Origin of the sequence: Bradyrhizobium sp. CCBAU 53338, from assembly GCF_015291665.1 — a bacterium.
In the GTDB taxonomy this organism is placed as follows: domain Bacteria; phylum Pseudomonadota; class Alphaproteobacteria; order Rhizobiales; family Xanthobacteraceae; genus Bradyrhizobium.
The window spans coordinates 5,527,654-5,540,637 of the sequence record NZ_CP030048.1; the positions used below are offsets into that span (position 1 = coordinate 5,527,654).

General features: G+C 66.6%; 9 protein-coding genes. 8 read left to right on the top strand and 1 reads right to left on the bottom strand.

Annotation, left to right across the window (positions count from 1 at the left end):
• Positions 1–38 precede the first annotated feature (38 nt).
• The 8 genes from XH90_RS25905 to XH90_RS25940 all read left to right on the top strand — a co-directional run bounded on the left by XH90_RS25905 (position 39) and on the right by XH90_RS25940 (position 9,667).
• Complete coding sequence (locus XH90_RS25905) at positions 39–1,286, top strand: MFS transporter (protein WP_194477135.1); 1,248 nt, start codon at positions 39–41, stop codon at positions 1,284–1,286.
• Between the two features lie 35 nt (positions 1,287–1,321).
• Positions 1,322–2,527 carry a M20/M25/M40 family metallo-hydrolase gene (locus tag XH90_RS25910; protein WP_194477136.1) on the top strand — a complete coding sequence of 402 codons (1,206 nt, stop codon included), beginning with the start codon at positions 1,322–1,324 and terminating at the stop codon, positions 2,525–2,527.
• A gap of 75 nt (positions 2,528–2,602) precedes the next feature.
• Positions 2,603–3,691, top strand: coding sequence for a mandelate racemase/muconate lactonizing enzyme family protein (locus XH90_RS25915; protein WP_194477137.1), 1,089 nt, complete (start codon positions 2,603–2,605; stop codon positions 3,689–3,691).
• A gap of 101 nt (positions 3,692–3,792) precedes the next feature.
• Complete coding sequence (locus XH90_RS25920; protein WP_194477138.1) at positions 3,793–4,941, top strand: amidohydrolase; 1,149 nt, start codon at positions 3,793–3,795, stop codon at positions 4,939–4,941.
• A 69-nt stretch (positions 4,942–5,010) separates the two neighbouring features.
• A complete protein-coding gene (locus XH90_RS25925) occupies positions 5,011–6,144 on the top strand; it encodes a caspase family protein (RefSeq protein WP_194477139.1) in 1,134 nt (377 codons plus the stop codon).
• A gap of 229 nt (positions 6,145–6,373) precedes the next feature.
• Positions 6,374–7,801 carry a sodium:solute symporter family protein gene (locus tag XH90_RS25930; protein ID WP_194477140.1) on the top strand — a complete coding sequence of 476 codons (1,428 nt, stop codon included), beginning with the start codon at positions 6,374–6,376 and terminating at the stop codon, positions 7,799–7,801.
• Positions 7,798–8,982, top strand: a complete 1,185-nt coding sequence (locus XH90_RS25935) for an exo-alpha-sialidase (RefSeq protein WP_194477141.1) — start codon at positions 7,798–7,800, stop codon at positions 8,980–8,982. The genes XH90_RS25930 and XH90_RS25935 overlap by 4 nt, the downstream gene beginning before the upstream one ends.
• 4 nt (positions 8,983–8,986) lie before the next feature.
• Positions 8,987–9,667: an SDR family NAD(P)-dependent oxidoreductase gene (locus XH90_RS25940; protein ID WP_194477142.1), complete on the top strand. Its 681-nt coding sequence runs from the start codon at positions 8,987–8,989 to the stop codon at positions 9,665–9,667.
• A 6-nt stretch (positions 9,668–9,673) separates the two neighbouring features.
• Here XH90_RS25940 and XH90_RS25945 read toward each other — a convergent pair whose 3' ends face one another.
• Positions 9,674–12,781 (bottom strand): DEAD/DEAH box helicase, encoded by a 3,108-nt coding sequence (locus XH90_RS25945; RefSeq protein WP_194482812.1) that lies wholly within the window; start codon positions 12,779–12,781, stop codon positions 9,674–9,676.
• Positions 12,782–12,984 lie beyond the last annotated feature (203 nt).

Below are 12,984 nucleotides of genomic sequence, written 5' to 3' on the forward strand. Positions count from 1 at the left end.
AAAACGCTTGCGAATACCCTTGCCGGGACGGGACGCTGATGAGTGCGGTTGCCGATGACGAAGCGGGACATGGCACCCGCGCGCTGATCCTTGCGCTGGTGGCCTTGGCCTGCGGGCACATGCTGTCGACCCTGCTGCGCACCATCCCGGCGCTCAGCCTGGATCTGATGGCGGCGGATTTCCATGTGCAGCCGCAGGCGCTGGCGAGCCTCACCTCGGTTTATCATTTCGCCTTTGCGGCCTCGCAGATCCCGGTCGGCGCGGCGATGGACCGCTTCGGCGTGCGGCCGGTGTCGCTCAGCCTGCTCGCGGGAACCATCGTCGGCGCCATCGCGTCGGGCTTTGCGACGGGGCCCTCGAGCTTTGCCTTCGGCCAGTTGCTGCTGGGCATCGCGACATCGGGCATGCTGATGTGTCCGATGACGCTGGCCGCCAAGCAATTGTCGGCGGCGCGCTTCGGGCTGTGGTCGGGCGCGATCCTGTCGATCGGCAATATCGGCATGCTGCTGTCGTCGAGCCCGCTCGCCTTCGTGGTCGATCAATATGGCTGGCGCGCCGGATTCTGGATCGCGGCGCTCGGGGGCGTCGTGGTGGCGCTCGCCGTGTTCGCGCTGGTGCCGAACCAGCCGGCCGAGCACAAGGACGATTCCTCGCCGCTGTCGCAGATGATCGAAGTGCTCAGGCTCGGCTTATCTCGCCCGCTTCGTGGGTTGATCGCGCTGGCGATGGTGTCGCTGGCGACCTCGCTGGTGCTGCGCGGCTTGTGGGGCGGGCCATGGCTGATGGAGATCAAGGGCCTGTCGCGGGTCGAGGCCGGCAATCAGCTCGGCGCCTACACGCTGGCGATGATCGCGGGGCCCCTGTGCATCGGGATGATCGACCGCAGGATCGGCCGCCGCCGCGAGCTCGTCGCCGGCACGCACACGCTGGCGGCGCTGCTGGTGGTGCTGATGGCGCTCGGCGCGCCGCATTATGCGGTTGCATGGCTGTTCGGCGTGCCGGTCATGCCGCCGCAATATGATCTCGTGCTGTTCGTGCTGATCGGCCTAGCAACCTCCGCGCAACCACTGCTGTTCGGCATGTGCCGGCAACTGGTGGACGCGCAAGTGGCGGGCAAGGCATTGGCCGCAGTGAACCTCGCCTTCTTCCTCGGCACCGCACTGATGCAGTCGATGTCAGGTGCGGTCGCGGCCTTCGCGGGGCTGCCGGCGGTGCTGCTGTTCATGGCGGCGATGCTGCTCGTGGGGGTGATGATCTTTTTGACTTACACCTCGTCGCATTCGTAGGATGCGTGGTTCGAGCATCAAAGGGAATCCAGTTCATGCCTGTCGACACCAAAGCCGCCACCGACCGCCTCATGCGCTTCCTCGCCGTGGAAGGCGTCACCGGACAGGAGGCGGCGATCGGGCGTGAGCTCACCGCCGCGCTGAAGGAGAGCGGCGTGCCTGAAAAGGCGATCCGCCTCGACGACGCCAATAGCCGCATTCCCGTGCCGACCGAAACCGGCAACCTCATCGTCGACCTGCCCGGCCGCGGCGCGCTGCACAACCAGCCGCGCATCATGTTCATGACGCACATGGACACCGTGCCGCTCTGCGCCGGCGCCAAGCCGAAGAAATCCGGCCGCAAGATCGTCAACGAGGCCAGGACCGCGCTCGGCGGCGACAACCGATGCGGCTGCGGCGTGCTGGTGACGCTGGCGGCCGAGCTGGAAAAGCAGAAGCTCGACCATCCGCCGATCACGCTGCTGTTCTGCGTGCGCGAGGAGAGCGGGCTGTACGGCGCGCGTCACGTCAAGCTGGACGAGCTGGGATCCCCGGTGATGGCCTTCAACTACGACGGCGGCTCGGCCTCCAACGTCGTGATCGGCGCGGTCGGCGCCGACCGCTGGACCGTCGAGATCTTCGGCCGCGCCTCGCATGCCGGCGTTGCGCCGGAGCGCGGCATCTCCTCGACCATGATCATGGCGCTGGCGCTCGCCGACGTGAAGGCCGGCGGCTGGTTCGGCAAGGTGGTGAAGGGCAAGGGCACGAGCGCGCGGATGGGCACCAGCAATGTCGGCCCCGTCACCGGCGGCGAAGGCCGTCCCGCGGGCGATGCCACCAACGTCGTCACCGACTACGTGCATGTGCGCGGCGAATGCCGCAGCCATGACGGAAAGTTCTTCAAGGAGATCACGAAAGCCTACAAGGCCGCGTTCGAGAAGGCGGCCAAGAAGGTCACCAATGCGCAAGGCAAGTCCGGCAAGGTCAAGTTCAAGGCCGAGACCGACTATTATCCGTTCCGCATGAAGGAGAACCTGCCCGTCGTGAAACGTGCGATCGAGGCGGTGTCCGCCGTCGGCGGCACGCCGAACGTCCGCGCCGCCAATGGCGGCCTCGATGCCAACTGGATGGTCCGCCACGGCGTCCCGACCGTGACCTTCGGCGCGGGGCAGAACGAGGCGCACACGATCGACGAGTGGATCAACCTGGACGAATACGACCGCGCCTGCGCACTGGCGCTGCAGCTCGCGACGATGCGCTGAGGTGCCCTGCGCTGCCCGCGCTTGCCGGGCAGCGCACATCGGCCTAGCCTGCAAAGAAAAACGCAGGGAGGCCACATGCCACGCATCGCTGACATCGAGACCGGATTCTACCGGATCCCCCTCCCCGTCACGCTGTCCGATTCCACCCATGGCGAGATCGCGGCGTTCGAGCTGATCACCTGCCGCATCCGCGATGCCGATGGCGCCGAAGGCGTCGGCTACACCTACACGGTCGGGCGCAACGGCGGCGCCGTCGCCGATATATTGAAGCGCGAGATCCCGCCGCTGGTCGAGGGCCGCGAGGCCGACGACACCGAAGCGATCTGGCATCACGTGTGGTGGGGCCTGCATTATGGCGGCCGCGGCGGGCCGGCGGTGCTGGCACTCTCCGCGCTCGACATCGCGTTGTGGGATTTGAAGGCGCGGCGCGCCAAGCTGCCGCTGTTCCGCCTGCTCGGCGGCTTCGACGCGCGCGTGCCCTGTTACGCCGGCGGCATCGACCTCGATCTCTCGGTCGAAGCGCTGCTCAAGCAGACCGTCGGCAATCTCGCCAAGGGTTTTCGCGCCATCAAGATGAAGGTCGGCCGGCCCGATCTCAAATCCGACGTCGCGCGCGTCGCGGCGATGCGACAGCATCTCGGCGACGGCTTTCCCCTGATGGCGGATGCCAACATGAAATGGACGGTGGAAGAAGCGATCCGCGCCGCCCGCGCCTTCGTGCCGTACGATCTCACCTGGCTGGAAGAGCCTGTCATCCCCGACGATGTCGCGGGCCATGCCCGCATCATGCAGGCCGGCGGCGTGCCGATCGCGGCCGGCGAAAATCTGCGCTCGCTGTGGGAGTTCAAGAACTACATCGTTTCAGGCGCGGTGTCCTACCCCGAGCCCGACGTCACCAATTGCGGCGGCGTTTCCGCCTTCATGAAGATCGCGCGGCTGGCGGAGGCCTTCAACCTGCCCGTCACCAGCCACGGCGCCCACGACATCACCGTTCATCTGCTCGCGGCCTGCCCGAACCGGTCGTATCTCGAGGCGCACGGCTTTGGCCTCGACAAATACATCGAGCATCCGCTGGTGCTCGAGGACGGCAGGGCAGTGGCTCCGAACCGTCCAGGCCACGGCATCAGCTTCGACTGGAAGGGGCTGGCGAAGCTTTCGCCGTAGGAACGCATTGCTGCACGAGAGGCATTCCAAGGGGCTTGATGCGGGGCGCGGATAATCGGCTAGAGTGGTGACAGCCGTCATCATCAAAAAGAGCTGCGCCTTTGACCCCCGAACTGCACGAGAAACTGACTGCGTGGCGCCAGCATCTGCATGCCCACCCCGAGCTGTCCCTGCAGGAGAAGGCCACCGCCGCCTTCGTGCAGGAGCGGCTGACCGAGCTCGGGATTCCCTTCGAAGCCGGCATCGGCGGGCACGGGGTGGTCGCGACGCTGACGCGCGGATCTGCCGAGGGGCGCATCGGCCTGCGCGCCGACATGGACGCGCTGCCGATCACGGAGGATACGGGCCTCGCCTACGCCTCGAAAACTCGAGGCGTGATGCACGCCTGCGGACATGACGGGCATACGGTTTCGCTGCTCGGCGCCGCCGCGCTGCTGGCGGCGGACACGAGCTGGAGCGGCACCGTCGATTTCATCTTCCAGCCGGCCGAGGAAGGTTTTGGCGGCTCGCGCGCGATGGTCGCGGCCGGGCTGTTCGAGCGCTTCCCGATGGACCGGGTGTTCGGATTCCACAACTGGCCGGGCCTCGAGGCCGGCACCATCGCGGTCCATGATGGGGCGGTCATGGCCTCCGGCGGACGCGTCACCATCACCATCGAGGGCCATGCGGGCCACGCCGGCATGCCGCATCTGACCCGCGATCCCGTGATGGCGGCCGGCCACCTGATCGTGGCGATGCAAGGAATCGTGTCGCGCAGCGTCGATCCGCTCGACACCGCGGTGCTCTCGCTGTCGACGATCGAGGGCGGCACCGCGCCCAACCAGATCGCCGGCAAGGTCACAATCCGCGGCACGCTGCGGCATCACCGCAACGAGGTGAAGGACATCATCCTCGCGCGGATCGGCGAGATCTGCGCCGGCATCGCCACGAGCTTCGACGTCAAGGTCACTCCCGACATCGTCATGGGCGTCGGCGTGACCATCAACTCGCCGGAGGAAGCCGGCCTCGCGCGCATGGCCGCGGACAAGGTGCGGGCAAAAGTGCGGCGCGACCTCGCGCCCAGCATGGCCGGCGAGGATTTCGCCTTCTATCTCCAGAAGCGCCCCGGGGCGTTCGTGTGGATCGGCAACGGACCCCTGCGCGATGGCGCCGAGCTGCACGGCCCGCGCTACGATTTCAACGACGCGATCCTGCCGGTGGCATCGGGCTGGATGGCCGAAGTCGCCAAGACGGCGCTGTCGGCGAACTAGAGGCGGCCCCGTGGCTCCGCCGGATCGGTTGCGCTAGAATAGACGCTGGTTCAAGGCAGCGAGATCCGGATGAACCGGCGCGAATTCGTTTCGGGGTTGACGGCGGCAATTGCGTTCGCGGGTGTGGCCTCGACGGCTGAAGCCGCGGAAGGCAAGCGGGTCGCACTCGTCATCGGCAACGGCGCCTACGGGAACGTGCCCGCGCTGCTCAATCCGCCGAACGATGCGAGCGATATCGCCGCGGCGCTGAAACGGCTTGGCTTCACGGTCTCCCTGGCGACCAATGCAAACTTCGATGAGATGCGCCGCAGCCTGATCGCCTTGGGGCGCGACGCCGCCGGCGCCGACATGGCGGCGGTGTATTTCGCCGGCCACGGCATGGAGATCAACGGCGAGAACTGGCTGATCCCTGTTGACGCGGACCTGAAGCGGGACACCGACGCGGCGAACGAAGCCATCAATTTGCAAAGCGTGATGCAGCAGGTATCCAACACCACGAGCCTCGGCCTCGTCATCCTGGACGCCTGCCGCAACAATCCCTTTGCCGCCAAGATGAACAGGTCGATCGCCACGCGCGCGGCCCCCGTGAGCGGGCTCGGCCGCATCGAGCCTGTCGGCAACGTTCTCGTCGCCTATGCCGCACGCGACGGCACGACCGCGCTCGACGGCGACGCGCGCAACAGCCCGTTTGCAGCAGCACTCCTGCGCAACATCGAAGCACCCGGTGTCGAGGTCACCTTCATGTTCCGCAATGTCCGCGACGACGTGATGGAGGCGACGCGCAACGAGCAGCAGCCCTTCGTCTACGGTTCGCTGTCGCGCAAGGCGATCTACCTCGCGGGCCGGCCGGCGGCTGGTGGTGAGCAAGCACTTCCGGCTGCTGTCTCCCCTGCTCCGCCGCGGACGCCGACGATCGATCCCGCGCTGGTCGGCACCTGGGAGATCATGGTGCCGAGCGGCCGCGGCCAGTCGCGCTGGATCTGGCAGATCATGGGCGACGGCACCTACAAATTCCACGCCGAGCCGCAGCGCTCGGCGCATCCGCACGAAGGCACGATCACTGCCGCGAACGGCCGCTGGACCCTGCACGCCATCAGGGGCCTGGCAGGCTATAGCGACGCCGGCGTCTACGAAATCCACGATGCACTGGCTGTGATCACCGGCAAGCTCGGCACCGGCGCCTGGAAGCGCAGCGCCGAGTAGATGCGCTTGCACGCGATGATGCCGTCTCGATAGCGTCCGCGTCATAGCTCCACCTTGCTCTCAGGAACCCGGATTTCCCCGCTGCCTCAACGCCGCGCGCCTTGACGCACCGCGCCCGGACGGGTTTAATGGATTTCAACAACAATTGTTCGCATTCCGAACACTTTGCCGCCGGGTAAAAGCGGGCTCACAACGCCGCATCCCTGCGCCACCAGAGGAAACGTCAGAGATGCAAGCCCTGCTCAACGGCGAAAGCACGCTCATCGTCACGATGATCATCGCCTATATCGCCTTCACCTCCTGGCTCACGCTGAAGCTGCGCAGCCGCACCAGCGATCAGTTCATGACCGCGTCGCGCGCGATGCCGGCCGTGGTCGTCGGCGTGCTGATGATGAGCGAATTCGTCGGCGCCAAATCGACCGTCGGCACGGCGCAGGAAGCGTTCCAGTCAGGCATGGCCGCCGGCTGGGCCGTGCTCGGCGCCTCGATCGGCTTCCTGCTGTTCGGCATGCTGATGGTGAAGAAGCTCTACAATTCCGGCGAGTACACCATCTCGGCGGCGATCGCGCAGAAATACGGCAAGTCGACCATGCTCACCGTGTCGGTGATCATGATCTACGCGCTGCTGCTGGTGAATGTCGGCAATTACGTCAGTGGCGCGGCTGCGATCGCCACCGCGCTGCATGTCAGCCTGCCGGTTGCAATGTGCATCATCGCGGTGGTCTCGACCTTCTACTACGTGTTCGGCGGATTGAAGGGCGTCGCCTGGGTGACGATCCTGCACAGCGCCTTCAAGGTCGTCGGCATCATCATCATCTTCGCGGTCGCGATGTCGCTGACCGGCGGCATCGCGCCGATCCAGGCCAAGCTGCCGGCCTATTATTTCAGCTGGGACGGCAAGATCGGCTTTGCGACCATCTTCGCCTGGACCTTCGGCACGGTCGGCGCGATCTTCTCGACGCAGTTCATCGTGCAGGCGATCGCCTCGACGCCGAGCGCCGACGAGGCCCGCAAGGCGACCTACTACGCCGCAGCGTTCTGCCTTCCGCTCGGCTTCCTGCTCGCGCTGATCGGCGTTGCCGCGAAGTATCTCTACCCCGACATGAACAGCCTCTACGCGCTGCCGGTGTTCCTGGAGAAGATGCCGCCGCTGGCCTCCGCCTTCGTGACGACCTCGCTGGTCGCCTCGATCTTCGTCAGCGTCTGCACCGTCGCGCTCGCGATCGCTTCGCTCGTGGTGCGCGACTTCTACGTGCCCTACTGGAAGCCGTCGCCGGAGCGCGAGCTGAAGATGACGCGCGTGTTCTCGATCGTGATCGCGATCGTGCCGCTGGTGTTCGTGTTCTTCATTCCGGAGATCCTGAAACTGTCGTTCTTCACCCGCGCACTGCGCCTGTCGATCACGATGGTGGCGATGCTCGGCTTCTACCTGCCGCTGTTCGCCAGCAACCGCGGCGCCACCGCCGGCCTGATCGGCGCCGCCGTCTCGACCACGGTCTGGTACGTGCTCGGCAATCCCTTCGGCATCGACAACATGTACATCGCCGCGGTGACACCGTTGCTGGTGATGGCGATCGAGCGCCTGGTGATGGGCCAGGCGCCTGCCGCGCCGCAGGCCGCGCAACCAAATGCATTCGCTGAAAGGACTTCGACGTGACCGCCGAACTCGAGATCACGGCCGACGGCGCCGTTCGCGTGGCGGCCGGCGACCCTGATAGGTTCAACGCCTTCATCCCCTCAACGTGCGTGCAGAACCACGCCGCCAACCTGATGCCGCTCGCCAATGGCGATCTCGCCTGCGTCTGGTTCGGCGGCACGCAGGAGGGCATGTCCGACATTTCGGTGTATTTCTCGCGGCTTTCCCGCGGCGCGGCGGAGTGGTCGCGCGCGGAGAAGCTCTCCGACGATTCCGGTCGCTCCGAGCAGAACCCGGTGCTGTTCCCCGCCCCCGATGGCACATTGTGGCTGATGTGGACGGCGCAGCTCGCCGGCAACCAGGACACCGCCATCATCCGCCGCCGTCTCTCGCGCGACAACGGCAAGAGCTGGGGTCCGATCGAGACGCTGTTCCCCGAGCATCGCGGCCGCGGCACCTTCATCCGCCAGCCGATCGTCGTGCTCGACAACGGCGACTGGCTGCTGCCTGTGTTCTATTGCCACAGCACGCCGGGCCGGAAATGGAATGGCGACGAGGACACCAGCGCGGTGAAGATCTCCTCCGATGCCGGCAAGACCTGGCGGGATGTTGACGTCCCCGGCAGCCGCGGCTGCGTGCATATGAGCATCGCGCGCCTCGACGACGGTTCGCTGGTTGCGATGTATCGCAGCCGCTGGGCCGACAACATCTATCAGAGCCGCTCGACCGATCACGGCCGCAGCTGGTCGGCGCCTGAAGCGACGTCGCTGCCCAACAACAATTCCTCGATCCAGCTGACGCGGCTTGACAACGGTCACCTCGCATTGGTCTTCAACGATTCCAGCGCCAGGGACGCGACCGGGCGCCGCCTCTCGCTCTATGACGAGATCGAGGACGACCTTCCGCCCGTGCTCGCCGGCGACGGCAGCAACGCAGACGGACGCACCGCGTTCTGGGGCGCGCCGCGGGCGCCGGTGACGCTGGCGATCTCGGCCGACGACGGAAAGAGCTGGCGCAAGCGCAACGTGGAAGTTGGCGACGGTTATTGCATGACCAACAATTCGCGCGACCAGACCAATCGCGAGCTGTCCTACCCCTCGGTCAAGCAGACCGCCGACGGCGCGATTCACATGGCCTTTACCTTCCATCGCCGCGCCATCAAATATGTCCGCGTGACCGAGGCGTGGGTGAAGCAGGGCTGAATTGATGGACAAGCGGCCGCACGCGCTCGTCACGGGCGCCAGCTCGGGGATTGGTGCTGCGATCATCGAGCGCCTGCTGCGCGACGGCTGGCGCGTCACCGGGATCAGTCGGCGTGCTGGGACGTTCGATCATCCGGCGTTCACGCATTTGGCACTCGATCTCAACGATGTCGACACCATCGCGAGCGCTGTTGCTGACATCGCGCCGACCGCGCTGGTTCACGCCGCAGGCCTGCTCAAGGTGGGTCCGCTCGGATCATTGGACCACGACGACGGCGCTGCGATGTGGCGGCTGCATGTCGATGTTGCCGGGCGTCTCGCCGACGCGCTGGCGCCGCGCCTGCCGAAAGGCGGCCGCATCGTCTTCATCGGTAGCCGTACCGCTTCGGGCGCAGCCGGTCGCGGTCAATATGCCGCGACGAAGGCGGCGCTGGTGGCGCTGGCGCGGTCCTGGGCGAGCGAGCTCGCACCGCGCGGAATCACCGTCAACGTGGTGGCGCCCGCCGCGACCGAAACGCCGATGCTGAAGGATCCGACGCGCGCCAACGTCGCACCAAAACTGCCGCCGATCGGCCGCTTCATTCAGCCGGAGGAAGTCGCAGCCGCCGTGGCGTTCCTGCTCTCAGGCGAAGCCGCTGCCATCACGGGCCAGCAGCTCGTGATCTGCGGCGGGAGCTCGCTCTGAGCTGGCTCACGACTCGTCGAGAAGCTCGAGCAATTCCTCGACCCGCTCGAACGGAGCATCTCGCATCGGGCTGTGATAGACGACCCGGTCGCCGTCGCGTTGCAGGGACTTCCCCTTGGACTTCCGCAATCGCCCCGGCAGGAACGTCGCGGCCACCGCGCTCTGGCCGACGTCGAGCCGGATGATACCTCTGCGCTTGCAATCCAGCCGCAGCCGCGCCGCCGCAAAGAAATCGCGCCCGCCCTGCGGCAAGGGTCCGAAGCGGCGCGAGGTCTCCTCCTCGAGATCGTCGAGATCGTCCTCATCGGCGCAGCGCGCGGCGCGGGCATAGAGCTCGAGCCGCACCGGCGCCGATTGCACGTAGCTCGCGGGCAGCATGTCCGCGACCGGCAGATTGAGGTCGGGCACCCACACCACGGACATGCCGTCATCGACCTTCTCCGAGGCCATCTTCAGGAGATGGCTGTAGAGGATCGGCCCGAAGACATGAACGTGACCGGATTGCTGCTCCGTGAACAGATCGCCAGCGCCGCGCAGATCGAGATCGCGCTCGCTGATGGCAAAGCCCGCGCCCGGCCGGCTGAACTCTTCCAGCACGGCAAGCCGCTTCTCGGACTGGCTCGAGGCCGACTCGGTCAGGAGATACGCGAAGGCGCGGATGCCGCCGCGCCCCACACGCCCGCGCAGCTGATGCAGCTGGGCCAGGCCGAAATTTTCCGGCCAACACACCACGATGGTGTTGGCGCGCGGGATATCGAGGCCGCTCTCGACGATGTTGGTGGCAAGCAGCACGTCGGCCTTGCCCTCGACGAAGGTCATCATGCGCTCGTCGATCTCGTCCGCCGGCAATTTGCCGTGCAGGCAGACGATCTTGAGATCGGGCGCGACTGCCTGCACCCGCGCCAGCATCGGCTCGAGATCCTGGATGCGCGGGCAGATCAGAAAGCTCTGCCCGTGCCGCCGCTGTTCGCGCAGCAGGGCCGAGGCGATCGCGGCGTCCGAGAGCGGCGCGATCTTGGTTGCGACCGGCAACCGATGAACCGGCGGAGATGCGATGACGCTGAGATCCCGGAAGCCGGCAAGGCCGGCGGCCAACGTGCGCGGGATCGGCGTGGCGCTCATCCAGAGCGTATGGGCATTCTTCGCAAGACCGGACAGCTTCGCCTTCTCGGCGGCGCCGAAATGCTGCTCCTCGTCGATGATGACGAGGCCGAGATCGTCGAACTTCACGTCCTTCGAGGTCAGCGCCTGGGTGCCGACCACGATCTGGATCCGGCCGCTGCGCAAGCCTTCCTTGGTCTCCCGCACCTCCGCGCCAGAGGTGGCGCGCGACAGGCTGCCGACCTCGATGCCGAGTGGCGCAAAACGTTTGCGGAAGGTTGCGACGTGCTGCCGGGCGAGCACGGTCGTCGGCACCGCAATCGCGACCTGCTTGCCCGAGAGCACCACGGCCGCGGCCGCGCGCAGCGCCACCTCGGTCTTGCCGAACCCGACGTCGCCGCAGATCACCCGGTCCATGGGATGGCCGGAGGCGAGATCGTCCAGCACGTCGTGGATCGCCTTGGCCTGGTCGATGGTCGTGAAATAGGGAAAGCGCGCGACGAATTTTTCGTAAGGCGCTCCCGGCGGGACCAGCTTGGCCGCCTTGCGCCGCTTGCGCTGGCTGATGTGCTTGGCGAGCACCTTGCCGGCGGCCTGGATCTCCTGCTCGGCCTCGCCGCGGCGGGCCCACCATGTGCTGCCATCCGCCTTGTCGAGCGCGAGCTTGCCGCGCTCGGTCGAGTAGGGCCACATCTGCGCCAGATCGGGCGGCGGCACCAGGACCGCGTTGTCGCCGGCGAAGGACAGCCGGACCATCTCGCGCATCGCACCGCCGCCGGTGTTGACGGTCTGCAAGCCATCGAGCACGCCGATGCCGCGCTGGAGATGCACGACCACCGTCCCCTGCTCCGGCACGTCGGCATGATCGAAGGCCGCGCTCCAGCTTCGCGCCATCGGCTGCGGATGATGCGCGCGGCTGCCGAGCACGTCGGTCGCGGTCAGGACGACGGCGGGCTTCTTGCCCGGGATGACGAAGCCGCCATCGAGATCGGCGAGCAGTGCCACGTCACGTTGGCGCGCGGCCTCAGCCTCCGCCCAATCCGCGACGCGCTCCGTGCGCACGCCGCTCAGCCGCTCCATCGCGCGCAGGTCTTCCTCCTGCGCCGCGACGAAGATGAAACGCGAGCCGTCGTGCCTGACGTCCTCGACGAAGGCGCGAAGAGCCTTCCTTGCGGACGACAGTTTTGAGAATTCCGGTGTCGCCTGGAACGGAGCGGTCCGCTGCAGCACCTTCATGCCGCGGGTCGCCTGCTTCCAGTCGCTGCGTCCGAGATACTCGCGCTCCCGGTCGGCACGGCCCGCGGCCTCCTCGATCGTGCTCAACCAGGCGTCGGCATGTACGGCAACGCCGGCATCCGCGATACACTTGGCCTTGCCGCAATAGTCGAACAGCGTCGCGCGCCTGGCCCGCGCGCCGGTGATCGCAAGCCGCTCCGACATGGGATCGACGAGAAGCTCTTTCGTTTCGAAGATGATGTCGTGCTCTTGCGGATCGAACGCCACGATCCGCTTGATCGCGCGCCCGGAATGCTCCACCCGGAACGGTCCCAAGGCACCGGCGGGAAAGATTTCAAAGGTCTGGCCGTGAAACAGCGCGCCGCCCGGATAATCCGGCTCGTCGTCGAGGTCATAGCCCAGCTCTTCGAGGCGAACGCGAAGCTCGCTCTCGGAGTAGGTGCCGCCGACCTTCAAGGACGTGTTCAGGCGCAACAGGCTCGCCGGCGGCGGCAGGCGCTCCATCACGGCTTCAGCCGTCGAGACCAGAAAGATCGGCTGCCTCGATTTGGCGAGGCGCCGCAGCACCGAGGCTCGACGGCCGGCGATCTCGCGCGATGGTTCCAACTGGTCGAACGGCAGCGTGTTCAGCCGCGGAAACACCAGCACTTCACACGACGGATCGAACGCGTGAATGACGCTGCCGAGCCGCTCCGCCCTGTTCTCGCTTTCCGCGAGGAACACGAGACCGCTGCGGCCGGACTCTTTCCATTGCGCCAAGAGATGCAGCGCCATCATGCCGAGCGGCGACGACGAGGAGATCGAGGCGCGCTGCGCGCCCTTGCTTGGCTTCGGCGAAGCCTTGCCTGGCGAGCGTCTGCTGGTCGGGCTCTTTGCGAGCGCGCGCTTCTTGGGCGAACTCTTGACCGCCGCTTTCTTGGCCGGTCGCAATGTCTTGGAATGACGCACGTGAATCCGTTTCTCGTCGTGAACAGTCATCA